The 24,767-nt window shown below is 43.8% G+C and carries 24 protein-coding genes and 1 riboswitch; of the genes, 7 read left to right on the top strand and 17 right to left on the bottom strand.

Annotated features, from left to right (window positions below; genetic code table 11):
* Positions 1 to 13: 13 nt before the first annotated feature.
* The 9 genes from BLS69_RS06265 to BLS69_RS06230 form a co-directional block, all read right to left on the bottom strand.
* The gene (locus BLS69_RS06265) at positions 14 to 436 is read right to left on the bottom strand and encodes an NUDIX hydrolase (protein ID WP_091029477.1); all 423 of its coding nucleotides are present in this window, start codon (positions 434 to 436) and stop codon (positions 14 to 16) included.
* Positions 437 to 531: 95 nt separating this feature from the next.
* Complete coding sequence (locus BLS69_RS06260; RefSeq protein ID WP_256332237.1) at positions 532 to 1,212, bottom strand: CHAP domain-containing protein; 681 nt, start codon at positions 1,210 to 1,212, stop codon at positions 532 to 534.
* 219 nt (positions 1,213 to 1,431) lie between these two features.
* Positions 1,432 to 1,857, bottom strand: a complete 426-nt coding sequence (locus BLS69_RS06255; RefSeq protein ID WP_091029472.1) for an NUDIX hydrolase — start codon at positions 1,855 to 1,857, stop codon at positions 1,432 to 1,434.
* A 58-nt stretch (positions 1,858 to 1,915) separates the two neighbouring features.
* Positions 1,916 to 2,695 carry a phosphotransferase family protein gene (locus BLS69_RS06250; RefSeq protein ID WP_091029470.1) on the bottom strand — a complete coding sequence of 260 codons (780 nt, stop codon included), beginning with the start codon at positions 2,693 to 2,695 and terminating at the stop codon, positions 1,916 to 1,918.
* Between the two features lie 21 nt (positions 2,696 to 2,716).
* The gene (locus tag BLS69_RS06245; protein ID WP_091029467.1) at positions 2,717 to 4,510 is read right to left on the bottom strand and encodes a serine hydrolase domain-containing protein; all 1,794 of its coding nucleotides are present in this window, start codon (positions 4,508 to 4,510) and stop codon (positions 2,717 to 2,719) included.
* 22 nt (positions 4,511 to 4,532) lie between these two features.
* The gene (locus BLS69_RS32530; RefSeq protein ID WP_256332236.1) at positions 4,533 to 4,718 is read right to left on the bottom strand and encodes a hypothetical protein; all 186 of its coding nucleotides are present in this window, start codon (positions 4,716 to 4,718) and stop codon (positions 4,533 to 4,535) included.
* The gene (locus BLS69_RS32525; RefSeq protein ID WP_256332235.1) at positions 4,705 to 4,905 is read right to left on the bottom strand and encodes a hypothetical protein; all 201 of its coding nucleotides are present in this window, start codon (positions 4,903 to 4,905) and stop codon (positions 4,705 to 4,707) included. The genes BLS69_RS32530 and BLS69_RS32525 overlap by 14 nt, the downstream gene beginning before the upstream one ends.
* Positions 4,906 to 5,093: 188 nt before the next feature.
* Positions 5,094 to 5,303, bottom strand: a complete 210-nt coding sequence (locus tag BLS69_RS06235) for a hypothetical protein (protein ID WP_091029464.1) — start codon at positions 5,301 to 5,303, stop codon at positions 5,094 to 5,096.
* Positions 5,304 to 5,449: 146 nt separating this feature from the next.
* Positions 5,450 to 6,727: a WD40/YVTN/BNR-like repeat-containing protein gene (locus tag BLS69_RS06230; protein WP_176872612.1), complete on the bottom strand. Its 1,278-nt coding sequence runs from the start codon at positions 6,725 to 6,727 to the stop codon at positions 5,450 to 5,452.
* Between the two features lie 335 nt (positions 6,728 to 7,062).
* On the opposite strand from BLS69_RS06230, the gene BLS69_RS06225 reads away from it, so the two are divergent.
* A complete protein-coding gene (locus BLS69_RS06225; RefSeq protein ID WP_091029459.1) occupies positions 7,063 to 7,992 on the top strand; it encodes an L-lactate dehydrogenase in 930 nt (309 codons plus the stop codon).
* A gap of 272 nt (positions 7,993 to 8,264) precedes the next feature.
* Here the strand turns inward: BLS69_RS06225 and BLS69_RS06220 are convergent, their stop codons facing one another.
* From BLS69_RS06220 to BLS69_RS06200, 5 genes are all read right to left on the bottom strand, one after another.
* A complete protein-coding gene (locus BLS69_RS06220) occupies positions 8,265 to 9,185 on the bottom strand; it encodes a tyrosine-type recombinase/integrase (RefSeq protein ID WP_091029457.1) in 921 nt (306 codons plus the stop codon).
* Between the two features lie 284 nt (positions 9,186 to 9,469).
* The gene (locus tag BLS69_RS06215) at positions 9,470 to 10,549 is read right to left on the bottom strand and encodes a hypothetical protein (RefSeq protein WP_091029454.1); all 1,080 of its coding nucleotides are present in this window, start codon (positions 10,547 to 10,549) and stop codon (positions 9,470 to 9,472) included.
* Between the two features lie 259 nt (positions 10,550 to 10,808).
* Positions 10,809 to 12,245 (bottom strand): branched-chain amino acid transporter BcaP, encoded by a 1,437-nt coding sequence (locus BLS69_RS06210; protein ID WP_256332234.1) that lies wholly within the window; start codon positions 12,243 to 12,245, stop codon positions 10,809 to 10,811.
* 472 nt (positions 12,246 to 12,717) lie between these two features.
* Complete coding sequence (locus BLS69_RS06205) at positions 12,718 to 14,097, bottom strand: amidohydrolase family protein (RefSeq protein ID WP_091029451.1); 1,380 nt, start codon at positions 14,095 to 14,097, stop codon at positions 12,718 to 12,720.
* Between the two features lie 111 nt (positions 14,098 to 14,208).
* Positions 14,209 to 14,760: a CGNR zinc finger domain-containing protein gene (locus tag BLS69_RS06200; RefSeq protein WP_091029449.1), complete on the bottom strand. Its 552-nt coding sequence runs from the start codon at positions 14,758 to 14,760 to the stop codon at positions 14,209 to 14,211.
* A gap of 143 nt (positions 14,761 to 14,903) precedes the next feature.
* Between BLS69_RS06200 and BLS69_RS06195 the strand changes: the two genes are divergently transcribed.
* The 6 genes from BLS69_RS06195 (at position 14,904) to BLS69_RS06170 (ending at position 20,939) form a co-directional block, all read left to right on the top strand.
* Entirely contained in the window at positions 14,904 to 15,404 is a 501-nt protein-coding gene (locus tag BLS69_RS06195; protein WP_091029446.1) for a DinB family protein, read from the top strand.
* An 84-nt stretch (positions 15,405 to 15,488) separates the two neighbouring features.
* A riboswitch (FMN riboswitch) is annotated at positions 15,489 to 15,642 on the top strand.
* A gap of 144 nt (positions 15,643 to 15,786) precedes the next feature.
* On the top strand, positions 15,787 to 16,767 hold the full coding sequence (locus BLS69_RS06190) for a DMT family transporter (RefSeq protein WP_091029445.1): 981 nt from the start codon (positions 15,787 to 15,789) through the stop codon (positions 16,765 to 16,767).
* Between the two features lie 321 nt (positions 16,768 to 17,088).
* Entirely contained in the window at positions 17,089 to 18,585 is a 1,497-nt protein-coding gene (locus BLS69_RS06185; RefSeq protein ID WP_176872806.1) for an amidase, read from the top strand.
* A 148-nt stretch (positions 18,586 to 18,733) separates the two neighbouring features.
* Complete coding sequence (locus tag BLS69_RS06180; protein WP_091029441.1) at positions 18,734 to 19,351, top strand: DUF1989 domain-containing protein; 618 nt, start codon at positions 18,734 to 18,736, stop codon at positions 19,349 to 19,351.
* 117 nt (positions 19,352 to 19,468) lie between these two features.
* Entirely contained in the window at positions 19,469 to 20,095 is a 627-nt protein-coding gene (locus BLS69_RS06175) for a LysE family translocator (protein WP_091029439.1), read from the top strand.
* An 82-nt stretch (positions 20,096 to 20,177) separates the two neighbouring features.
* Positions 20,178 to 20,939, top strand: coding sequence for a YqcI/YcgG family protein (locus BLS69_RS06170; protein ID WP_091029437.1), 762 nt, complete (start codon positions 20,178 to 20,180; stop codon positions 20,937 to 20,939).
* Between the two features lie 56 nt (positions 20,940 to 20,995).
* On the opposite strand, the gene BLS69_RS06165 is transcribed toward BLS69_RS06170, so the two are convergent.
* The 3 genes from BLS69_RS06165 to BLS69_RS06155 form a co-directional block, all read right to left on the bottom strand.
* Positions 20,996 to 22,342, bottom strand: coding sequence for an amino acid permease (locus tag BLS69_RS06165; RefSeq protein WP_091029434.1), 1,347 nt, complete (start codon positions 22,340 to 22,342; stop codon positions 20,996 to 20,998).
* A 627-nt stretch (positions 22,343 to 22,969) separates the two neighbouring features.
* Positions 22,970 to 23,863 (bottom strand): aldo/keto reductase, encoded by an 894-nt coding sequence (locus BLS69_RS06160; protein ID WP_091029431.1) that lies wholly within the window; start codon positions 23,861 to 23,863, stop codon positions 22,970 to 22,972.
* 125 nt (positions 23,864 to 23,988) lie between these two features.
* Positions 23,989 to 24,762: an SDR family NAD(P)-dependent oxidoreductase gene (locus tag BLS69_RS06155; protein ID WP_091029430.1), complete on the bottom strand. Its 774-nt coding sequence runs from the start codon at positions 24,760 to 24,762 to the stop codon at positions 23,989 to 23,991.
* Positions 24,763 to 24,767: the final 5 nt, after the last annotated feature.

The raw sequence follows: 24,767 nt of genomic DNA, 5'->3' as shown, positions 1-24,767 counted from the left end.
TACATCCAGAACATTACTTGTTACCTTCGTTGAAATATGTAATCTCATTGCCATTAAGTAAGCTTTTAAAGCCGTTCTTGTAGTAAGGCATAAGCTCATCTACCTGTGTTATATCCAACCATGCAGTCTCAGAGATTTCGTCTGGTCTTGATATTTCTTCTCTCCCTCCGACGATTTCCGCTCTGAATGTGATAAAAATGGCATGTTCTTTAATTTCTTCAAATTTACACTCGTTTATTGCTACAATACCGTGGACGCCAACATCAAGTCCTGTTTCTTCTTTGGCTTCCCTGATTGCTGCTTGTTCCCATGATTCATCGGCTTCAACAGCTCCGCCAGGCAGCGACCAGCTTGAACGCCCTACATTTCTTACGGCAAGCACTTTAGATTTGGATGGATTGGTTAGTAGTGAGTAAACTACATCGACTCGTTTCATAGATTGAACTTCCTTTCCGGAATTGACCTTCCTATGTTTTTGATATAAAGTTCATAACCTCAAGATACATAAACTGGCACACCCATGTATATCACCTAAACTGGTCTATACTCTCCTTGAAAATTAAATTGATAGCTGTCATCTACACGGATATATCCGAGAATACAATGTCCTCTTTCTCTGTATAAAATGCTAGAGTAGTTTTTATTGTCTGTGTTCCCTTCTGCAACCAATAATTGATCACCGTCACAGGCCAAAACAATTCCAATGTGATCGTGAGAATTATCGGTTAAGAGCTTCTCATAAATGACTATATCACCACGCTCTGGTTCAAACCCTTCTTGCATATCCCTATAAAAGAATACTGTTTCAGCAAGCTGAGCCCAGTCTAACCAAGCACCTACCCCAGCTAATCGATACATTCGATTAGGATATCGAATAGGGAGTTTTATTCCAACTTTCATACAACAATGATATACAAATGCGGCACACCAGTTGGCTTCAAGTACTTTATAGATATCAGAATCCGGCCAATACCTGCAAATTTCCTGATATCGTTTATCCCCTGGAGTACCAATAATATTTTGCCTTGCCAACGTTTCTGCTAAATCAGCTAACTTGGAACGCCGATCTTCAATATTTATGTTAACAGTTTGCACATTAACATTAACGTCTGCTTTTATTTTCTCCTTCGATATCCCCAATTCAGTAAATACATTCTCTAATCTACTTATCTCTATCTTTGATAGGCTTCTACCTGGATTCTGGAAGTACATCTGAAACAGTATGGCATCTTTAATAATCTCTTCATATGGGCCATGAACTAGATGTGTATCTTCCTGATAAAAGATTGATTTAAGTATGATAGACAGTTCCTCCCTTTCCTGAATAGGCCATATTCGGCTTTATTCCTAGACCCATGTCTATGATGAATCTGCGATCAAAAGTAATAATAGAGGATACGCTGTAATATGTGCTACGCTTCTGGGAAAGTTTTAAATATTATTCTTATCACTGAATTCAATGCAAAAAGGTTGCATCTCAGGGTTTAAGCAATACTCTATTCTTTCTCTGAAGTTTTTCCATTCGACTTTTAAAATGGCTTCTTCGATCGGAAAGAAACCAGACTCTAAGCTCTCCGTTGATGTGATTAATTCTCCTCCTATTGGTCTGGCTAGAAATAATGTGTTACATATTGAATTCTCGATATTTTGAAATATTCCACAGAATTTGATGATTTCGATGTCGATTCCGGACTCCTCTTTTGTTTCTCTGATCGCAGCTTGACTTAGAGATTCTCCTTCTTCCACTTGACCACCTGGCATTTCCCATCCTCTTCGGGGTCCTCTAATAAGTAATAATTCATTTTTGTCGTTTATCACGATTGCAGCGGCAGATAAGATATGTTTTGGAGGGCTCATTTGTTTTACTCCTTCTAAAGAGATTGGATATGCATTTGAAGAACAATTTATAGCCAGACTAAAAGAAGTTATATATCCCGTCTTCAAAATAATTATATTCTTCATCCGTTATTCTTAACTTTCCATACCCTTTATAAAATATTTCTCTATCTCTTTTATTATCAAACGCATTATGTTTCGGTCTAATGGCTAATGCTACATCATATCTTGGATCGCCATAAGCGGCACCTGCCCAGTCAATAACTCCAACAATATTGCAATCATTAACTAGCACATTATCTATAGTAAAATCTCCATGAATGAAAGTGTTTTCTATTGGTTTTGGTTTTGCTTCTTTTAACTGTTGAAGTAGTTCTGCTGATCCGTCTACAGCAAAGTGAGTTAGATTATATTCTGCTTTATTAAGCATTGTATCTAACCAAGGAGTGTCATTGTTCAATAATTCAACAGGACAAGAGCATTCATGTATTTTCTTTAGACAAAGCCCAAAGTTAAAAATCGCTTTTTCTTTACTCTGGAGGTCAGGCATCTTAGAAAGAAATTCTCTTAAACTTATTCCATCAATATAATCCATCAGAAGCCATCTTGATGTCTCCTCAGTATGAAATAAATATACCTTTGGAACAGGGAGTCCCGTTTGGTAAAGGTATTGAAGCACCTTATATTCATCGGATAACCATTCATTATAAAGATCGTTTTCTGTCTTTTTGATGATGTACTTTTGGTCGAACGTATCCAGAATAGCCACAGTAGAAGTATGACCTTGCTTAGGAAAAGTGATTTTCTGAACTTTCCCTATATGTTCTTTTATTTCAATTGGAAGATCCTGAATATTCATGGTTTCATCCTTTCTACTGCTCTAAAAGTACAAATCCCATCCCATAATAAAAGCAGCAAATAGGAAAGCAGACATGCCAGACATGATGTATACCGCCTTTTGCTTTTTACTATAGCTTCTTTTCAGCAGTTTGTAGAACAACAAGACAAGATACGCCACAGCTAGAATCACATAAACCAGGTTGAAGATGAGATGGATGCGTAATGAAGAATAGGGGGAAAAGCCTAAGGCGCGCATGAACAATAGGATCGTATTCAAAATCAATGCTACACTGGCAATATTAATAGCAATATGATATTTATCAAATCCTGTACCCGGTCTTTCCCAGTTTTTTATTTTGTATTTGGATAACCGAATAAAATAACCAATTATCGCTCTCAAACTGAGTAGGATGGCTACTGGAAGAGCAGTACAAGATGCTTTGATCAAGTTTATCGTTAAATTGGATACGGGCAAAAAGTCATTATAAGAAATGGAGACCTTCTCAACTGTTCCGTTACGCTCAACAACATTTGCAAAGTTACTAAGGTCAAATGTTGTATACTTCTGCAGACTTAACATTGAATATGCCTTCGTAAAACCGGAAACGACCCGACGCGCAGGCATATAATATCCTCCACTCTCAGATTCAACTGAATTCGTGCTGAAACTACTTCCAAACACCTTCTGGACAAGACCAACGTTATAAATCATTTCATTGGACTGGTTTGTCATGACCACGAACCCAAAATTAGACTCCGGATCAAAAACAAATTTACTTGTAAATCCAGCCGTACTTCCAGCGTGTTCCAGTGCAGGCACCCAGTACTCTACTTCAAAGAAACCATGTGCAATACGAGGAGTTGAAGTCCCATCGTAATATAGACTTGTTGACAGCATCTCTTCTAACGTGTCCTTGTTCGTGAATAATAAATTGCTACGATCCACCGGCATTAAAGCTGCGAGAAATTTAGCTGCATCCTCTGCTGTGCCAATGGCCCCTGCCGCAGGGTACAAGCTTATGTATGCTCTGTTCTTAGGAATTAGTTTCAGATTTGTAGTGTAACCTTGAATCTCATTTCTTCGTTTCAAGACGTTTAGATCATCATATTGTGATGGGTGAATCGATGTGTCTTTCATGTTCAGTGGTTTAAATATATGTTCGTTGACATATTTATAAAAGGGTTGTCCGCTTTGCACTTCAACGATGTAAGCAGCCATAGCCGTACCATAGTTTGAATAAGCAACGACACTACCAGGTTTATCGATCTGCCTTGGTTCAAATTTTTGTAAAGCTTCACCTAATTCCACAATATCACTCTCGGATGAATACCATAAATCGATCAATCTATCCTCCCATCCTGCGTTATGATGCATAAGGTTCATTAGGGTAATGGGAGCATCGTATTCAAGCTTCTTTAGAAATCCTTCCGGCAAATAGTCCTGAATATCGGTATCCAAATTAAGCTTTCCCTGTTCTACAAGCTGCATAACACTCGTCCAGACCAATAGTTTAGAAGTTGAACCCCATTCAAATACAGTAGAGGTGTCTGCCTTTCTCTGTTGCTCAAGATCTGCGTATCCATAGGCCTTATTCACAATGGCCTCACCGTTCTTGATAGCTACAACCGAAACGGCAGCGGTGTTCTTCTGATTAGTAGCAACATATGAATCTATCGTTTCCTCTAGAGAAGACAACTCAATTCTGGAGGGTGTTGTCTCCATCTGCTCTACCTCAGCGTGCACAGGTACCGCACACGTCATTATGATGAATGCATGTACCAGAACACAACCGATTACTTTATTAACATAATAATATTTTCGATTCATCTTCATTGGCTATCCCCTTATCGTTCTACTATAGTTTTCGTGCCTTTATCACAAAGGTTACAGGGAGCATTTTTGCTTTATTGGCAAAATCATCATTTTGCAGTTGCATTAATTCATCATCAGATTCCTCAATGATTTGCTCAATGAATTGCTCAATGGCAAATCCCGCTTTTGCTAACGCATTTACATAAGTTGATAGTTTACGATCCGACAATGCTAAAACAAGTCTCTCCTCTTCTGCAGCAACACATTTGTGGATGACAAAAGTTGTTTTGTTTTTTCAATTTGATTCTCCGATAGATCCGTCCTCCATAAAGCGGAAGTGCTGTCGCTCCTAAAACATCATTTCCTTTTGTATCCCAGGACAGGCTATTGGTTTCATGAATACTACGTTTATCCATGTCACCTTCCTCCAAACTAAGAGTCAATAAAACAATTCCACATTTTGAGTAATTTACCTTAATTATTTCTATAATAACCCATGCTGCAATATTTGCGAAGTGAATTTAAAAGCGCATACATTTATCAACAAATCAAAAAGAACCCTCCCGCAGGAGCGTTCTCCGTGATTGATCTTTGTATCATTAGCCTAAGCGTACATCAAGTCCATAAACCCGCGAGTTACTTCTCCACCTTCGGCTGGTTCGGGCTGGTCTGCCTGTGCGTGTTCTGCCATGCAAGCCTTCACCGCTTCCTCTGTCGTACAACGATTCGCATCGTCACATGTGTAGCATAATTGAAGCATATATCTGGTTAATTCATCCGCCTGCGTGAATTGAGTTTGACCGTTGGTTCTCATCTTCATCACTCCTTCTCTTGTTGAGTTAAATATATCACCTTCTAGAGGATTTATTTGTGATTTATTTCACAAACTAAGTGAAAAAAAAAAGGAACCCTCAGGCTCCTCTAATTTCCCTATCTATTTACATCTATTACATATTGCACTTATAGTACTTTCCAATGTACACCGCCATCTACCGTTTGCAATAACAACGATCTTTTGGCATCTGTATTTTCAACCAATATCCAGCCAAGATTGGGGTTAACCATCTGAATCTTCACAATTTCCGGATAATCTTCGAGAATTTTCTCCAGTACACTGCTTGCAGGAAGAGCGCTCCACGTTTTGCCCGCATCCTTGGTGTGGTAGGTTATGCCCTTTTGCATCGCCCAACCTTCCGATGCGTTTAGAAATACCGGTGAAAGGTTACGATTCGGACCCTTTTGTTTGTTTAAAGTGAAATTGGACAGCTTCCAGCTCTTTCCGCCATCGGTGGTAAAGAATCCATTGAATGTCGTGCTCTCGCCTTGAGAACAGGACATTGACATCCAGGCTGATTGCGCTTCACGTCCAAAAAATTGTGGTGAACTAACACTGAAATTACCACACCCGTTGAATTTGTTTCGATCAAAGAAAGATGGTCCAGTATTCCAGTTCTCTCCGCCGTCTGATGTTACATACAACTTCGGTGTGCCGAACTCCAGCGCTGTTAAGAAACCATGCTTTGGATCCGAGAAAGTCATCCCCGTGGTGTATCCACGTTTGGAAATCTCTTCTGCTTCCTGTTTACCATCTTCATCACTGGATGACATCCGATTCCAGGTAATTCCACCGTCCTCGGTGAAGTAAAGTTTCTTGTCCTGTTTACCAATAGCGGTATCAACCGTGGTGAGAATCCAGCCTTTTTCAGGAGATACAAATGAGATCGCAGTCACTTTATCCGTCTTGGACAGAGAAGACAGGCTCCAAGTTACGCCCCCATTGTTGGTGCGAAGCACCATGGTATCTGTTCCACCCATGCCTTCACGAACAATCCAACCATGTGCACGATCTACAAAATAAATGCTTTGTCCATATTTAGGGTTAGCCGGAAACTGTACATTTTCCGAAGGTGAAATATTAGTCCAGGTCTTTCCCTGATCCTGAGTGTAGTACAGGCGCAGCGCATTCCGCGTCACACCCCACGCCAATCCTCCGTTGTCATTGAGCAACTGAAAATCGGTCAAACGAGTCTGTATCTGGTACTTGGCCATATCTGCAGATTCTGTACTGTTCACAGGGGGAACGACAGTTAATGTCTGCCCTGTATTCCCGGCGTCCTCCTGCTGCTGCGGAGGTTCTGCTACCGGAGGTTGATCTGAGTCGGTGCATGCAGCCAATACAGCTGCTATACCTATAGACAGCAATGCTGTCTGCGCGATTTTAATCCATTGCGAACGCAAGTGGGTTCCACCTCTCTCATCCAATATACAGGCGCGCATGCCTGTCCTATGGCGTTTTATTTACGATTCATCAGAATCCACTGCTCCTATTCTACCACAAACCTTATGTAAAAGGCTCATAGCCCACTCACGGACAGCCCATTCCTTGTTCCATCTTATGCTCAGGCTAATATGTCGCACATTTATTACCATTAATTTCATCCTAAACTGTTTTTCGACGGAATAATTGGTAAAAAGACATGAAATGTGAACTATTTTATAGACAACACTCGCTTTATATTCTCTAATCCCTTAATATGGATGGGAGTATAACCCAAAAAGGAGAGGATATGAACATGACAAATAGTGCAGCTCTGAAACCAAGTCGTGTCGTGATTGTAGGCATGGGTGCGGTGGGAACAACAACGGGATACACGCTAATGTTGAGACAGCGTTCGTCCGAGTTGGTATTTGTGGATGTGAATCATGATAAAGCAACCGGCGAAATGCTGGATATGAACCACGGTCTTCCATTTACGGGAGGCGTGAAAGTATGGGCTGGCGATTATTCCGACTGCAAAGATGCAGATATCATTATTATTACAGCGGGTGCTTCCCAGAAACCGGGCGAAACTCGGATTGATCTGCTGAAGAAAAATGCAAGCATTTTCAAAGATATTATCGAGCGTATTACTGAAGTGAATTCTCATGGTATTTTGCTGATTGCAACCAATCCTGTAGATATTTTGTCCTATACTTCATGGAAACAAAGTGGATGGCCTGCTTCCCGTGTTATCGGTTCAGGTACATTGCTCGATAGCGCACGTTTCCGTTACTTGATTGGTAAAAATAAAGGAATCGACCCGCGTAGTATTCACGCACACATTATTGGTGAGCACGGAGATTCCGAAGTACCGGTATGGAGCCTGGCTAACGTTGCAGGAACAGATCTGGAATTGGATGAAGAAACACAACAGGATATCTTCGACCGTACCAAAAATGCAGCGTATGAGATTATTAATGCCAAAGGAGCGACTTCCTATGCAATCGCCCTCGCTCTGGACCGCATTGTAGCTGCAATTCTCGGCAACGAGGGCTCCGTTCTGAACGTGTCCACATTGCTTGAAGATTACAATGGCGTATCGGATGTTTACCTAGGCGTTCCATGCGTTGTTGATCGCAACGGTGTGCGCGAGATTCTGCCTCTTCCGTTGAATGAAACCGAGAAAGTGGCTTTCCAAGCATCTGCTAACAAATTAAAAGAACAGATCGCTGGATTGGAATAATCTAAGTCACGCAGACATTCATATCGTGAACGATTTAGGATGTTAAACGTTGTGAATTAAGATATCTGTGCTACTAAAAGAACCATTTGTTTCTTCCAGAGAGAAGGAGCGAATGGTTCTTTGGTTTGACTTCTATTTTATATGAGTATTTAGATACCAGATATTAGTTTACATAATATTAATTATGTTTAAATCTCCTTCATCAAATCAATAACAAAAAAAGCCTGTCACTTGGACAGACTCCTTTTTGGATTAAATATTGGCTTTTTTTTCTAATATGATGGAAGTTTAACGTCCAGCAAAGCCATAGCCTCTTCTTTCTCCCGGCTGGTTACGTGAGTGTACACGGTTGTCGTTTGTATCGACGCGTGACCAAGCAGCTCCTGCACGGTACGCAGATCGGCTCCACGCCGTAACATCATGGTCGCGAAGGAGTGACGCAGCTTATGACTGGAGTAGTTTTGACGTTGATTGGCTGGTGATTCCTGCTGGAAGCGTTCAAAAGTTTCCGTAGATATGAGCTGGATGCTGCGAATCGACAGTCTTTTCCCTTTTTGCGAGACAAATAACGCTTCCTCTTTTGGCCTCCAAGGATCGAGACGCTCAGCCATCGCTTGAGACAGTACTTTTGCCACAGTCTCCGGTACAGGGAGCGAGCGCCATTTACGACCTTTACCAAATACATCCAATGTACGCCGCTCCGCATTATAGTCTTTGCAATCCAACGCGTGCACTTCTCCCACCCGTAATCCCATATATCCCATCAGTAGAAAAACAGCCAGATTACGTGTGCGATACTTGCCTTCTACCGACTCCAGAAAACGTGTCAGCCCACTTTCATCAAGGAAAACGGGCGCACGGTTTTTTTCGGTTTTGGATTTCTTGATCCCAAACGCCGGATTATTGGTTAACAATTCGAGTTCAATGAGGGACTTGTAAAAACAGTTCACCGCCGCATGTTTGCGATTTCTCGTGGCATCACTAACCCCACGCTCCCGAGCGCGGGACAGAAATGACAACACATGCAGCTTTTTGACCTGCTCCAATGACTTTCCTTGAATGGAGACCAGGAATTCCACCACGTCACCCGTGTATGATTTTACCGTATGGCCTGTATATCCGGCATCCTTCATCCATATGTGAAAAGCTTCTAGCTCGTCCGCATATTGCTCCTGGATCTCCTCAGTCATCATCTGTCTACGTCACCTCGATTCGGTTCTTTAAAATTGACTAAGATTATTTACGCTGATACTACGATGACAGAACAACCTTCCAATCGCTGTTACCCCCAGATTTTTCTGATTCCCTTTTCTAAAGGGGAAAATCCGTGGATAAAGGCGAAGCGTATGCTTCCGAAGTAGCTTTCTTGCAGAAAGCTTTTAGCTTCGCTTTTTCAGGTTCTTTCTGTCCTCTCCGTTATCGTGTAAATGAATAGTTCAATTTATATATTTATTATAGTCTAAGCTAAGCAGTGCTCCTACGCTTCATCCACAATGACAACGTCAATCAGCGGAATGATCGCTTCGGGTTTGCCTTGACTACGGGTAAGCACAAACGATGGCAATGGATTCTCGTGCAGCCCATTCACGGATTCACAGATCTGAGTATACAAATCCATATGCAACGTCTCGCCTTCACCCGCCACATCTATAACAGGCCAATCGTTCTGAACGCAGGCAGGCCAGTAAGCCAGCTCATTCGCAGGTACGATACTTAATTGTTGAATGGAAGGATCAAGCTGGTAAATCCCTTGCCGTTCAGGTTCATCGCCCAGCTTGTCCACGGCAAGTATTCCAGCAGACTGCTCATCTGGAGCGGAATAGAGTGAATAACACCAAGGAGTCACGCCCCAGGCGATCGCCATCAACCCCTCTTCCAGCAACGTATCCGACAGTTCCCCTTCCGCAAATTGTTCGATCAGATTATGGTTACCTGGTCCAATCAGTTCCTCCACACGCTTAGCGAGTCGAGGCAGGTCAGCGAGAATAAATCCTCCTCTCCCGTAGGAGTCAAACACATGATGGTTTCTGCTCCACACAGCTTGAGATGGTGAACTCAACGACGCTGCTTCTGCCGGGAAAAGCGATATATATACGGTGATAACTTGCGCATACTTAACCATTGCAAGTTGTTCAGGTTCGAGTGTACCTTCAGCAATACGAGGTGTTTTCATATGCAGGGAGATTCGAAGTTCGTATTCCCCCTCCTGAAATGCTGCCCAACCAAGATTAACAGACTGTTCAACGCCTTCAATAGAAGCAATGGAGATCGAGCTATCCGGTTTCAGGTTAACAGCATACTGCACGTATGCTAACTCCTGACCATAGATGATATTGGCATCCTGACGATTGACGGGTGAATCCAATTGTTGTGCAATGACAGATACCTTACGTCCATCCTTCAGAAGACGCTGTGGATCAATATCCAACTGCAATCCGTCTTCACCTCCTAATTGTGAAACAATTAATTGCGCCTCTGCAAGTACAGCTGAGTCAGCCAGTGCAAATCCAAAAGCTGCATTTTGATGATCTGAATTCGTATGTAATGGTGTGTTCATGATACATCCCCTCTCTTATGTCTGATGGCATGTCACATCCCCAAATATATTTCATATTTGGCTTAGCCGCAACCCCGCCCCCGTGATTAAGTTCGTCACGTCCCTAATTACTTACCCATATATAAAGAAAATTCCAACCTTTCCCTGCTGTTATCTTCCTTTATCTTTCTATATAAAAAAATCCCCATCCCGCTTCGCCTAAGCGATACGAAATGAGGAAAAATGAAGATGTTCTCGGTTAAAGACGTTCTCGACTAATCTATTTATCCTTCGCTCTGAAAGCACTGGAGATCCGGCGTGCCGGATTCAGATGACTGTAATGCCGTCCATACGCAAAGTAGATAATCAGTCCGATGATCAACCAAGCAAAAAACGTAATCCATGTCAGAGCCGCAAGGCGTGTCATCAAGTATACACAACCCAAGGCACTCAGAATCGGAATCAGTGGCACAAGTGGAACGCGGAAGCCGCGTTTGAGATCAGGATTATTTTTACGCAACACGATAATGCCCAGACTTACGACTGCAAAAGCAAACAACGTTCCGATGTTCGTAAGCTCCGCCAAATGTCCCAACGAGATGAACCCAGAGAACAAAGCCACGATAATGCCTGCAACCCATGTCCCTACCGCTGGTGTCTGACTCTTGCCACTAACCTTGGAAAAGACCGGAGACAGCAGTCCGTCACGAGACATGGAATAGAGCAAACGTGTCTGACCATACATCATGACCAGCAATACGGTCGTAATGCCGGCAATCGCTCCAAGAGATACAATCCAGGACAATCCCTTCAATTGAACAAATTCAAATGCAAACGCAACCGGATCACTTACATTCAACATGTTATAAGGCACGATCCCTGTGAGGATCAACGATACAACAATGTAGAGAACAGTACAGATCGCCAGTGACGCAATAATTCCAATCGGCAAATCCCGTTGTGGCCGCTTGACCTCTTCTGCCGCTGTGGAGACCGCATCAAATCCGATGTAAGCAAAGAATACGGTTGCTGCTCCCGCAGTTACGCCTGAGATACCAAAGGGCAAGAATGGTTGCCAGTTTGTTGGCTCTACATAAAAGACACCTACACCAATAAAGATCAGCACGACAATAATCTTAATCGCAACCATAATTCCGTTCGCACGAGCAGCTTCCTTCACTCCTCGGGTAAGCAGGAAAGTAATAATTAACGTTATGACCGCAGCCGTGATGTCAAAATAGGTTCCCTTTTCCGGGCTGAACGCACTCGTAAGCGCATGGGGTAACTCCAATCCAAATCCAGACAATAACGTCTGGAAATATCCAGACCATCCGCTGGCTACCGCTGCACTCGCGAATCCATACTCCAATATCAAATCCCATCCCAGAATCCAGGCAATCACTTCACCAAAAGCCGTATAGCTATACGTGTACGCACTACCCGATGCCGGTATGCTTGAGGCAAATTCCGAGTAACACAATGCCGCGAATGCACATATGATACCTGCCAGCAAAAATGACAGTACAAGGCCAGGGCCAGCATACGTTGCGGCAGCTACACCGGTCAGCACAAAAATCCCGGTACCAATAATAGCTCCTACGCCAAGTGTGGTTAAGTCCAATGGACCAAGCGCCCGTTTCAATGCACTGTTGTTATCGCCCCCGTAGGCAATTGGTTTTTTACGAAATAATGAAGATCGTTGTTCGTTCTCACGCATAGTCATGTTCCTCTCGTCATGAATCTTGAATGTGCAATATGTGCTATGGATGTAGCAGCGATTGGATGGCTTCCCATCTGTTCTATGAAAAAGTCATTTGTTCTATCTTATCGATCACCTATAAAAACCTATCGAATTCTACACGTTATCGCGTTGCTTGGTTAAATTTATTTTTAAGGATCACTTATTTTGTTCTTTTTTCGCGAAAATTATCATGAACTGTTGCACGTGGACAAATATGAAAATCGATTTAAAACAAAACTGCGTATAATTTATATTATGCGCAGTTTTTATGAGCCTTAATTTTCGTGAAAAACACCTTATATCCCTTGTTATCTGAAGTTAAAAAAATGAGAGCTCTTTTCGTCTTTTTCCGCTGTCCCTTCCTCCCTTATCCTGTCTAATTCGACGATATGAAGGCATGTAAAAGAGCCACATATCATTATGCGGCCCTTTCTTTCTTACTATGGGTTCACGAGAAAGCAATTCTCTCTGCATCTGACATCCGGTATTGGGATAACAAATACTCTTTGCTCTGCATCGCCATATGACGAATCGCATCCAAATCAACATGCAACAGCTTACCCTCTCGCTTCACGAGTCTACCTGCCACAAAGACCGTATCCACATTGGATGGATTGGCAAATTGCACGACAGCGCCGATTGGATCATGGATGGGGAACAGATTCAGATCGGTGGTACGAATCATGATCAGATCTGCTTCCTTCCCTGGGGTCAACGTACCCACCTTCTTCTCCAATCCCAATGCTTGGGCACCAGCCGAAGTTGCAAATCTCAGTACTTGGCTGGACTGCAAGTTCAACTCACCAGGCATCTCACCCTGCTGCAAAAGTTGTTCGTTGGCTCTGGATCGTTCAGCTTGAAGTGCAAACTTCATCTGCGAGAACATATCTCCGCCTGTGGAAGTCACCACATCTACACCAAGTGTAGGGGTTCCCCCATGTTCAAGAAAATAGCCGGTGGCCGGATATCCATGACCCATCATCATCTCAACCTCAGGTGTGACCGACAAGGAAGCACCGCTATCTGCCAGCATTTTGTATTCATCCATGCCCATGGTATTACCATGAACGATATTCACTCGTGGACTTAACAGTCCCGCTTCGTACAAGTGACTAATCGAACGATCCACAGATCCCCAACTGCCAAATCCGGCATGCATGGAACAGATCACATCCAGCTCTTGAGCAAGTTCGATCTCCTTCACGGTTGTATCCCAATGACTGAACTCTGGACCACGAATGGCAAGCCCATAGGTAAGTAATTGATCCCGTGATGAAAAATAACGTTCTTTGACTCTTCTCACATCATTATTCGAATACGTGAGTTGGCTATCCCGATTCCAGTAGTTCGTCTCACCAGGGACTCCGTGAGCAAATACCGCCCGAATGCCAGCATCCTGAAGTCCACGAATCAGTTCATCCGTATGGTCAGGTGAATACGGCATGCTCCAATCCAACACCGTTGTCACTCCTGCATTAAGCGCTTCCAAGGAACCGAGTAAGTTGGCAATATAACTATCTTCTGGACGGAGCTTGCTTCCCATCGCACCATAATAGAGATTTTGCAAATAGACTGGCAAGGACCAGTTGGTTCCCGCTGTTTTGACCAGTGATTCCCACACATGCCGATGTGTGTCCACCAGCCCAGGCATAATAATCATCGATGAAGCATCAATGATCTCCGCATCTGGAATATCCAGGTCGGGCTGGATCGCCATGATCAGTGAATCCTGAATCAGAACGTCCGCCCTCTTATACTGTCCAATTCGAGCATCCATCGACAACACACAGCCATTTTTCAACAGATAACTTGTCCGCACAAGACACATCTCCCATCTGATTTGGTTTGAAAGACGATCATATCCTGCTTACGAATCCGTACTGCTTTTGACTATTGTTTCGCTAGTATATATATATTATATAGTTATTGTTAGTATTTATCAATTTTGGGATTTACGTTTCGCCCGAAATCTTCTGACCTTCATCAGATTTCCACACATCTTATCATCACAGTACTTCTGTGTTCTGCTTCGGGTATCATCATAAAACATCCAGCGACAATCCGAATTATCACAGATCCGAATCCTGCCGCCTTCTCCCGCTACCAAAGTCGTAGCAAAATCAGCAGCTACCTCAGCCATAACCTGATGCCAACCCGTTTCTACAGCTACCAGTTGGAGTTTCAGTCCCTGATCAATTGTAGTCAATTTTCTTCTCACATGCCCTGCTTCCATAACGCCATTCAACCATTGTTTTTCTTTATCCGTTAATGATTCTCCAGAAGACAAGCGGGCTCCAAGATCCATCAATTCATTCCTGAAATTTCTCATCGACAACTCATCTTCTGGAGATGAAGGGACAGAAGCGTTAAGTTGCCATCGTTCCAGAAAATCTTGCTGCCAGCTCGCCTTCCCTAGTCTGTCCTCCGATCGATCTCCCCCACGCCAGTCGTGATAATCGCTGTTTACAAAATCGGTCCATAACCTGTCCATATATACCTCCGTTTATCGTAACCATCTAAGTAAATAAAGAAGGTTACAACTCATCTTTGATGTGTTATATTAAGTGTAACCTCATTAATCAGTTTTAGCTAGTTACATCACAAATCACAATTATACGCAAGGAGGAAAAGGCAATGACAAAAACAACAGCACTAGATGTGTTACTTATTCAAAAGGATGATACTTGGGATCAATGTAATTGGATTGTACCTTTGTCGAAATCCTTGGAGGGTCTTACAGCAGAACAAGCAGCCTGGATTCCACCCTCAGGGGGATTAAGCATCTGGCAGTTGGTTAACCATATGTATTATTACAACCATCGCTTATTATGTCGCATGCAAGGTAAGGAGCCTACCCTTCCTGCTGTAGACTCCAATGAATACACGTTTGGGAATTCCGGAGATCCGACGGATGCAGCTGGATGGAATACACTGCTACAGGGTACAACTCGATTAGCCCAGCAGTTGCGAGATCAATTGGCTGCACTACAAGAGTCAGATCTTGAAGCCGCATATATGGACTCCGAAGAGAAATGGGCACACGAACTAGCTCGCTGGGTACTCCATGATGCGTATCACGCAGGTCAGATCGTGCTCCTTCGCAGACAGCAAGGAAGCTGGAAAATCGTTTTCTAAAAAAAATGCTTGAACTGCTAGCGCTTACAGGAATAAGATGAACTTATTAATGTTACAGCTTGTTCAACACACTATATAATTGAATAGGATCTTCGGGGTAGGGTGCAATTCCCAACCGGCGGTGATGTTCTTCGGAACCAGCCCGCGACTCGCTATTAGTTCTTAACGAAGGACATCTAGCGACTGACTTGGTGTGAATCCAAGGCCGACGGTACAGTCCGGATGAGAGAAGATCAACACATTGACATGCCGTTCTCGGGAAGGCCTCTTTCCTGACGCATGTCTTTGGATGAGCCCCCGTTTATTTGGTATATACCAAAACGGGGGCTTTTGTCGATTTTGCCAACTGAAGATTCCGTGTTCTGACGAAGGAGTCCTGAATATGGAAAAGACATCAGCAGCATCACCTGTTTACCGCAAGGAACGAAGTAATACTGGATTCTGGCTTGTAGTTCTCGGCGCCGCCTTATGGGGTGTCGACCCACTCTTCCGCATTATTTTGCTAAACACGATGACATCCACGCAGATTGTACTGGTGGAACACATCATCGTCAGTCTTATTGCCATACCCGTGCTGTGGAAATTTCGGGCTGATCTGAAAAACCTACGCGCTCGCCACTGGATTGCCGTGATTTTTATTTCATGGGGAGGATCAGCACTCGCAACGGTATTGTTCACCATGGCACTAACACATAACGATCCGAATACGGTGCTTTTATTGCAAAAAATGCAACCACTCTTCGCTATCGTTCTGGCTAAACTGTTACTGAAAGAAACGTTGCCTCGTCGCTTCGGTGGATTGTTCTTCATTGCATTAGCAGGAACCTACCTGCTTACATTTGGCTTCACATTGCCATTAGGTAACTGGGACAACTGGATTCATGCTGGAAGCTTGTTATCCCTTGGGGCTGCTGCCTTATGGGGAGGTTCAACCGTTATGGGCCGATTGATGCTGGGACAGGCGCGTTATGAAACGGTCACCTCCCTTCGCTTTGTCGTTGCTCTCCCGCTCCTGATTTTTATGACGTGGAACGAAGGTGCGGCATGGACATTTCCGTCCGGAACGGGTGAACAGACTGCTGTCATCCTCAATATTCTCGGTCAGGCATTGTTACCAGGTTTGCTAAGTCTTCTGTTGTATTACAAAGGTCTGTCGTCAACCAAAGCATCTGTTGCAACACTCGCGGAACTTAGCTTCCCGATGGCGGGTGTGTTGGTGAACTGGATTGCTTTCCGTACACTGATTACATGGGAGCAGCTGCTTGGTTTTATCCTGATCTGGGTGGCCCTCTTCGCCATTTCCAGACAGCAGGAAAGATCATCAACTGCGGCCGATGCTGCACCGAAGCTGCGTACAGATTAAGTAGATATATCTGAGGTTCACATATAAACAAATAGTCAAATATAAAATAAAACCATTGCACATCAAATTAGATGAGCAGTGGTTTTTTATTTCCATTACTCAATTTACTCGATATTACTCGATCATTTTCTCAATTTGCAATATGAGCTATTAACCCTGTGCTTTATTTCTATATCGCAAATGCCCCTCTATTCTCTCCTCTCATACCGAATATCAAAATCATCGCGCTAAGTCTCTTCTATGTTTTGTCTTTTATCCAATCCGGTGGTACGATGACATATGGAATAAACAGATAATTATATTCAGAGAGGAACGATCATGATGTCTTCATTCTCATATACCTCCTACGACGCCGTAGGTTTGGCTGAACTGATCCGATCCCGGGAGGTATCCCCGGTTGAAATGCTGGAAGCGGCGTTTGCACGCCTTGAAGAAGTGAATCCGCAACTTAATGCGGTTATTCGTACATATGAAAATCGCGCACGTGAGGAAGCCGGTTTGGTTCGCCCTGGAGAACAACCTTTTGCCGGTGTTCCCCTGCTCCTGAAAGATATCTCGCAATCCTTGGAAGGCGAATTTCTGACTTCAGGCTCACGTTTGTTCAGCGAGCATCGTGCATTACGCAATTCCAATTTTGTCACTCGACTCCGTGATGCAGGCTTTATCTTCATAGGACATACCAATACGCCTGAATTTGGCTTGAAAAATATCACAGAGCCCCGCCTCCATGGTCCAACTCGCAATCCATGGAATATAAATCACACTCCAGGTGGTTCAAGCGGTGGAGCTGCCGCGGCTGTAGCTTCGGGTATTGTTCCTCTCGCTGGAGCCAGTGACGGAGGTGGTTCGATTCGTATCCCGGCTTCCTTTAGCGGATTGTTTGGATTGAAGCCAACACGCGGGCGCACACCTGTAGGACCGGGAGTTGGTCGTCAATGGCAAGGCGCATCGATTGATTTTGCCCTCTCTCGCTCGGTTCGGGACAGTGCTGCATTGCTTGATACGTTACAAGTCATTCAGCCCGAAGCTGCGTTCCATGCTCCACTCTTTCCAGGCAGTTACTTGGCAGATATGAGCTATCCACATCAACGCAAACTGAAAATTGCATACACAACGGATTCGCCCGTGGGTACACCTGTCTGCGCAGAAGCCAAAGAGTCTGTATACAAGCTCGTTCGCTGGTTGGAAGATCAAGGTCATCATGTTGAGGAAAAACTGAGTCCAGTCAATGGAGTTCGGTTGATGGAGAACTATTACATGATGAACAGTGGTGAGATGGCCGCGATGATCTCTTCCATGGAACGGTCCATGGGCCGGGCTCTGACCTCCGATGATATGGAGATTGAATCCTGGGTTCTGGCTGAAGCAGGCAAAAAGGTGTCCGCTGCGGAATTTGTACATAGCTTAGCTGAATGGGATGTAGCTGCAGCTCAGATGTCCACCTTATTTGAGCGTTATGACTTCTACGTCACACCTGTTAATGCTTTTCCTGCGCCTAAGATTGGGGAATTAACACCTCATGACGAACAGATCCGTAATCTGATGCGAATCAGTGAATTGGACAAGACCCAGCAGCAGCAACTCATCTATGAAATGTTTGAGCCAAGTCTTACGTATACACCGTTCACCCAGCTTGCAAATCTGACAGGCCAGCCTGCGATAAGTGTACCTCTGCATGTGACACCTGAAGGTTTGCCAATGGGCGTTCAAGTGATGGCAACCAAGGGACGCGAAGATTGGTTGTTACATCTGGCTGGACAGCTTGAACAATCAGACCTCTGGATTGGGATGAAAGGTAATCCGCTGTTCCCAGCATAAACGCAATATTTCACACGTTTTTGATGAGTAATCTTTCATGCACCCTATTCTTATTCTTCATATTCGCATGCCTACATTACTTGCTATAGTGCATGAAAGCAATGTCATCTCCGCATACTGAAGTAAAAAGACCTCGGAGGAGACAGTGATGAATTCAACGGAATCTCATAAGCAATCTATTCACATTCCTGCCAAGACAGGCTACGCTCTTAAAGTGAAAAAAGGCTCACTGATCCGTATAACTGATCTGGAGGGGCAGCAAGTGGTTGACTTTGTCGCTTATGATGCACAGAATATTAATAATCGGCTTGATCCCGGGGTAACCCTCGATGTCCTGCGCAATTACAGAATTAAACCGGGGCAATGCCTGTATTCCAACCGTTATAAACCTCTCATTTCCATTGTCAGTGAAACTGTAGGCATTCATGATTTTTTCAATTCGGCCTGTCGTCCGGAAATGTATGAGGTCTTATATGATAAAAAGGACCATCCCAGTTGTTATAATAATCTGAATACTGCTCTTGAACCTTTCGGTATCTCTCCCCCTGATCAACATTATCCTTTCAATCTGTTTATGAATTCCGTAGTAGATGGTGAAGGCAAAATTGATGTTATCGCTCCCGAATCATGTGCAGGGGATTATGTTGAAATGGAAGCTTTGATGGATCTGATCATCGGTTTATCAGCTTGTCCATGCGAGGAAAGTTCTTGCAATGGCTATCATTGTACACCTGTTCAACTCGATGTGGAGTCGCCTGCTGTTTAAAGTGTTATATCCTCACAGTTTGTTCTAATTCACTCCTTGCGGGAATACGATGACTTGTACCCATTTTATGTGACTACTGGTACAATTCGTCGAACCCGTTAAGGAGTGAACGTGTTTATGTCTGTACTGTTCAGTTATATTATTCTGGGAATATCATTGTCAGCTCCAATCGGTCCGATTAATGCAGCTCAACTGGACCGTGGAGCTCGACATGGATTCATGCATGCCTGGATTCTAGGACTCGGAGCTATGTTTGCAGACTTGGTGTATATGCTGCTGATTTATTTTGGAGTTGCCCATTTTCTGGACACGCCGTTCATGCGCTCTTTTCTCTGGTCATTTGGCAGTTTTATTCTGATTTACACGGGAGTGGAAACGCTCTCGAAGCTGAAACAGGGGATTCAAGGTACATCTACTGCGGAAGCGACTGTTCGAAAATCCTTTATTTCCGGCTTTTTAATGGCCCTGTCCAATCCACTGAACATTTTATTTTGGCTTGGGATCTATGGCTCTATTCTCGCGACAACTGTGAAGCACACGGACATGGCTCATTTGCTGCTCTACAGTTCAGGCATATTCATTGGTATCCTGGTGTGGGATGTCATTATGGCTGGAATGGCCAGTCGATTCCACAAACATAGCAGTGAAAATGTATTACGCTGGATCTCCATCATTTCGGGAATCTGCCTGATCGGATTTGGTTTGTATTTTGGGTACGAAGCTGTACGTTCCATTTTTTTCTGACAATAAAATCAGACTGGACAGTCACCCAACTTCCCCCACATTAATACTGTAACGGTATCATGTGGAATGGAGTTGGGAATCAATGGCGGAGCTGTATAGTGCCGACGAAATAAACACCTTGTTTGAGCGTCTTCCATGTTGGCAGCAGGACGCTTATTCGCAATTTGGTAAAATGATCGCCGATGAAGATAATACGTATCCATGTGTACCTGGACGAATGGGATTTCTGTCAGGACATTTGAGGTACGGCTTTACGTGTGACCCCCGATCAGAACAGGCTGCCGAAGATATGGCCGATCTGCTTAGACAATATGGTCCTGTCTCCAGAGACACTGGCCATTACGCTTCCATGGTTGTGATCTGTGAGACGCCAAGTGATCTGAAAGATCATACAACGGTAGAGCAATATCAGACGTTATTCTGGCAAATGCTTAATCGGGTAAGTTCACACGATACCGAGCCGTGGCCGGAACATATATCAACCGATCCTCATGATTCATCATGGGAGTTTTGCTTTGGCGGAGAGCCTTACTTTTGTTTCTGTGCAACTCCTGCACATGAACTCCGAGCCAGCCGGCATTTTCCTTATCTCATGTTTGCTTTTCAACCGCGGTGGGTATTCGAATCCATTAATGACAACACCCCTCTTGGCCGTAAAATGAAAACCTTAATTCGCAAACGTCTCGCTTCGTATGATGCTGTCCCTGCTCACCCTTCGCTGATGTGGTATGGTCAGCAGGATAATCTGGAATGGAAACAGTATTTTCTGCCTGATGATGAGCAGACACCTTCCAAATGTCCCTTTATGCGGATGAAGCAAGCCCTAGGCAAGTTGACGAAATAATTTTAAAGCACTCATTAATTCGTTGTGCAACTTCCACGAAAGTTGCTGAAACTTGCTTATGGTTTGGATGGTGCTGACTGCGGTGGTTTCGAGCCACGTACCTTATGAACAACATATGTGATAATCCCAAGGAACACCACAAGTCCCACACTTGCCAGCAGACCTGTTCTGCTGGCTTTTTCCATCGCTGTCCCAGCCACAGCAGCCACAATGAATACTATGGCAATCCATACTTTTATGCGATTCCACTTCACGGGCTTCATTTTCTTAATGTACGTGATGCAGATGAGCAGCCATGTATACATTAATACCAGACTACCTGCTGTCGTCACATATTCAAACAAACTCTTGGGCATCCATAATGCCATCAACGTAGACAGGACTAATCCAGCCGCTGTGCAACACAATGCCTGAATTGGCATGTCCTTTTTACCCCAGGTCTTTGTGAACAGCTTTGGTGCATCTCCATCTTCTGCGAGTTTCACCAACATGGACGTAATGGCATATAACGAAGCCACCATCGTCGAAAATCCGGCTATAATCAGAATTCCGTTGAGAATGTGGACCACAACGGTTAATCCAATGGTTGACATGGCTTTGACAAGCGGACTTTCATCTGGAGTTAACTGAGCTGAAGGCACAAGCAACAGGATCAACGCAATTGAAATCACATAGAGTGTACTCACCGATAATAACATTACTCGACCTGATTTCACTGCATCTTTTGGCTCTTTCAGATTGGCTGCCATCAAGCCCATGACCTCGATCCCGGCAAAGGCAAAGAATGCATAGATGAAACCGGTCCATACCCCTTTACCTCCATGCGGGAACCATTCATTCTTCAATTGCTCTGGTGTCACTTTTACAGGTAACCAACCCAGACAAGCCGCTCCTGCTATAGCTATAAATGCAACCGTTGCAGCAAGTTTGATTACAGCAAGAATATTCTCCGTTTTGGTTAATCCCTTCGCTCCCAATGCAGCAATGAACAAACCTATAGCGGCATAGATCGCAACAAATGCCCAAAGCGGAAACTTGGGAAACCAGAATTGAGAGAACAGCCCAAGTGCCGTTAATGAGCTGCCCATGATGAGCATTTCAGAGAACCAGTACATCCATCCACTACCAAAACCAGCCCAAGGTCCGAATGCTTCGCCTGCATACGTTCGAAAAGCACCTTCCTTTGGATCTTCTGCGGTCATCTGTGCCAGTGCACCAAATACAAAGTAAGTACCTGCCGCCGCCAGCACCAACAATATAAGTACGGATATCCCAGCCCAATGAATCGCCAGACTGGTCCCTAGAAAAAATCCCGTTCCCAGTGTGCAACCCGCGCCAAACAAGGATAGGCTGACCCAACTTAGTTTTTCGTCGTCGTTTTTACGGTGTTGCTGACTTTTCATGAAGCTCCTCCTTCTACCTTATCCCCTTACGATTTACAGGTCATGGAGGTTTTATGTCTGTATTGCCAAAAGAATTATTATTAGTTTACATAATAATTAATATGTTTAATTCATTCTGATGATAAATTTAAGCTGTATGCTTTTTAAGCATCAGAATAAAGATATATTTTCAATTCTATTTAAATCCGTAAAAAAAGTGGTTGACTTCAATCGCTTAGAATGGTTTTCCTTTTAAACTTGGTGGTGCGTCAATGTAGCTATATGAGAGATGGTAACTAAGGTGAGAAAATGATTTTTCTATTGTGAATTTTTCATATGCTGAAATATTATAAAATAAGTCGTTATTTCTTTTAAATGAACGTAGACTGCCTCTTTTTCGTATTTTCTTAATAGCTTCGTCGTTTTTTATAAATTTAGTTGTTTATAAGAAGGGCTACTTCCTGGGATTTTTCCTTTTTATCCTTTTTCACCGGTTTTCGGGCTAAGCTGACGTATAGGCATTATCCCCTAAAATTTCTCGCAGCCTCTGTTCCGAATACTATTATGAATTTTTCATATATTGAAAATATTTTATGTTGGTCATAAAAAAAGCCGCCATATGGCGGCTCCGCTAATATTCTTCATTTTTTAAGTCCGCCCAGTCCAATCTGCTCCGGCGATTTCTTTCCATCGCGCTCTAATCTCATCATACAGTTCCTGCGGAAGTGGCCCTTTAGCCACAAGATCAGCATTTTGCTGCCAGCGATTTGGCTTAGCTGTTCCTACAATAGCTGTGTCTACACCTTTGGTACTTAGCGTAAATCGCAGTGCTGTTTCCACCGCTGCCTGGGCATCTTCACCCAGAAAACCATAGTTTAGTTCACTTAAGCGCTTCCAGTATATAAATGGATAAGCCTCTTCCGAAAGTGTTTCATACGTCCAGGCCGCATTGGCAATTGGTCTTTTCGCGATTACACCCATGTTTCTTTTTCTTGCCTCAGGCAACGTAAGTTCAATTGCTTCCTGATCTGCGATATTTAATGAAGTCTCCAGGCTGTCAAATACTCCGGTCTGAATCGCATATAGCGCATCTGTTGTATCCCCACTGTATCCGATAAATCTGGTCTTTCCTGCTTCCTTGGCACGCTGTAGCACTTCGATTACTGCTCCTTGGCGGAGTACTTCTTCAGAGCAGCTATGCAAATGGATAACATCCACATAGTCCGTTTTCAGCCTTTTCAGACTGCGGTCAATCGTTTGCTCCAGTACTTTGGCATCCCAATCTGGACCTTCGATCCCGGCAGCATGTCCACATTTGGTGAACAAATAGTAGTCATCACGCCGATGTGACAGCACCTCACCGATTAATTCCTCGCTGTCCCCGTAACATTCAGCCGTGTCAATTACGTTTAATCCTGCATCGAGGGCACTATTCAGCAATGTCGCTACATCCGTTTTGGATACATTTTTGCCTATTTCCGCTCCGCCAAATCCAAGTGTACTTACGTTCATGCCAGTATTACCGTACTTGCGCGTTTCCATGGTTATCTTCCTCCAAGTTCAGTGAATTGGGTACAGATAAATAGAAATGATTAACTTTCCCTATGTTATTACCCATGAGTTGGTTATGCCACCCACTTTTCTAAACTACAACCAACTTCATTTATTTAGAAGCCATAAATGGACATTCCACCGTCAACCAATAACGTCTGACCCGTTATGTATCCCGCTGCATCTGATGCCAGGAATACAACTGGCCCTACCACTTCTTCCAGTTCTCCCACTCGCTGTAGCGGTGTACGACTTACAATTTCCTGCAAATACTGGGGATCATCCAGCAGTTTTTCGGTCAGAGGTGTTCGGAAATACCATGGTCCTACTGAATTGACACGGATTCCATATTTCCCCCATTCCAATGCGAGAACTTTGGTCATATGAATTAATGCAGCTTTGGTCGCACCATATACAACCCCTGTCCGCAAAGCCGTATGCCCACCTACCGAAGAGATGTTGATGATCTTCCCAGTCCCACGTTCTTTCATATGCTGACCCGCCAACTGCGAAGCGAAGAAAGCCGATTTTAAGTTTGTCTGCATGATGGTCTCCCACTGCTCGTCCGTTACTTCAAGTGCTGGAGTCCGTATGTTCATACCTGCGTTATTCACCAGAATGTCCAGACTACCCATCTCCGAGATTGCCTCTTGAAACGTCTCTTCCAGTTGTCCTTTTGATGTCACATCCGCAGTCAGAGCGAGCGCTTTACGCCCTGTCTGTTCATAGATGTAGGTGGCTGTCTCCTCAATTTCTTTCATCGTTCGGGATACAAGTACAACGTCACTGCCTGACTGGGCAAGTCCAATCGCAATTGCTTTTCCGATCCCTCTCCCTGCACCTGTCACCAGTGCTGTCTGTCCATCAAGATGGAATGTGGGTACGTTCATGTTAC

This window comes from Paenibacillus sp. CF095, from assembly GCF_900101225.1.
Classification (GTDB): domain Bacteria; phylum Bacillota; class Bacilli; order Paenibacillales; family Paenibacillaceae; genus Paenibacillus.
This window is presented reverse-complemented; position numbering and strand designations above follow the sequence as displayed.

Excerpts from the sequence above, each read along its gene's own strand:
- BLS69_RS06265 (WP_091029477.1), bottom strand. The coding sequence starts at position 436 with ATGAAACGAGTCGATGTAGTTTACTCACTACTAACCAATCCATCCAAA.
- BLS69_RS06260 (WP_256332237.1), bottom strand. The coding sequence starts at position 1,212 with ATGTACTTCCAGAATCCAGGTAGAAGCCTATCAAAGATAGAGATAAGT.
- BLS69_RS06255 (WP_091029472.1), bottom strand. The coding sequence starts at position 1,857 with ATGAGCCCTCCAAAACATATCTTATCTGCCGCTGCAATCGTGATAAAC.
- BLS69_RS06250 (WP_091029470.1), bottom strand. The coding sequence starts at position 2,695 with ATGAATATTCAGGATCTTCCAATTGAAATAAAAGAACATATAGGGAAA.
- BLS69_RS06245 (WP_091029467.1), bottom strand. The coding sequence starts at position 4,510 with ATGAAGATGAATCGAAAATATTATTATGTTAATAAAGTAATCGGTTGT.
- BLS69_RS32525 (WP_256332235.1), bottom strand. The coding sequence starts at position 4,905 with ATGGATAAACGTAGTATTCATGAAACCAATAGCCTGTCCTGGGATACA.
- BLS69_RS06235 (WP_091029464.1), bottom strand. The coding sequence starts at position 5,303 with ATGAGAACCAACGGTCAAACTCAATTCACGCAGGCGGATGAATTAACC.
- BLS69_RS06225 (WP_091029459.1), top strand. The coding sequence starts at position 7,063 with ATGACAAATAGTGCAGCTCTGAAACCAAGTCGTGTCGTGATTGTAGGC.
- BLS69_RS06220 (WP_091029457.1), bottom strand. The coding sequence starts at position 9,185 with ATGATGACTGAGGAGATCCAGGAGCAATATGCGGACGAGCTAGAAGCT.
- BLS69_RS06215 (WP_091029454.1), bottom strand. The coding sequence starts at position 10,549 with ATGAACACACCATTACATACGAATTCAGATCATCAAAATGCAGCTTTT.
- BLS69_RS06210 (WP_256332234.1), bottom strand. The coding sequence starts at position 12,245 with ATGCGTGAGAACGAACAACGATCTTCATTATTTCGTAAAAAACCAATT.
- BLS69_RS06205 (WP_091029451.1), bottom strand. The coding sequence starts at position 14,097 with ATGTGTCTTGTGCGGACAAGTTATCTGTTGAAAAATGGCTGTGTGTTG.
- BLS69_RS06200 (WP_091029449.1), bottom strand. The coding sequence starts at position 14,760 with ATGGACAGGTTATGGACCGATTTTGTAAACAGCGATTATCACGACTGG.
- BLS69_RS06195 (WP_091029446.1), top strand. The coding sequence starts at position 14,904 with ATGACAAAAACAACAGCACTAGATGTGTTACTTATTCAAAAGGATGAT.
- BLS69_RS06190 (WP_091029445.1), top strand. The coding sequence starts at position 15,787 with ATGGAAAAGACATCAGCAGCATCACCTGTTTACCGCAAGGAACGAAGT.
- BLS69_RS06185 (WP_176872806.1), top strand. The coding sequence starts at position 17,089 with ATGTCTTCATTCTCATATACCTCCTACGACGCCGTAGGTTTGGCTGAA.
- BLS69_RS06180 (WP_091029441.1), top strand. The coding sequence starts at position 18,734 with ATGAATTCAACGGAATCTCATAAGCAATCTATTCACATTCCTGCCAAG.
- BLS69_RS06175 (WP_091029439.1), top strand. The coding sequence starts at position 19,469 with ATGTCTGTACTGTTCAGTTATATTATTCTGGGAATATCATTGTCAGCT.
- BLS69_RS06170 (WP_091029437.1), top strand. The coding sequence starts at position 20,178 with ATGGCGGAGCTGTATAGTGCCGACGAAATAAACACCTTGTTTGAGCGT.
- BLS69_RS06165 (WP_091029434.1), bottom strand. The coding sequence starts at position 22,342 with ATGAAAAGTCAGCAACACCGTAAAAACGACGACGAAAAACTAAGTTGG.
- BLS69_RS06160 (WP_091029431.1), bottom strand. The coding sequence starts at position 23,863 with ATGGAAACGCGCAAGTACGGTAATACTGGCATGAACGTAAGTACACTT.
- BLS69_RS06155 (WP_091029430.1), bottom strand. The coding sequence starts at position 24,762 with ATGAACGTACCCACATTCCATCTTGATGGACAGACAGCACTGGTGACA.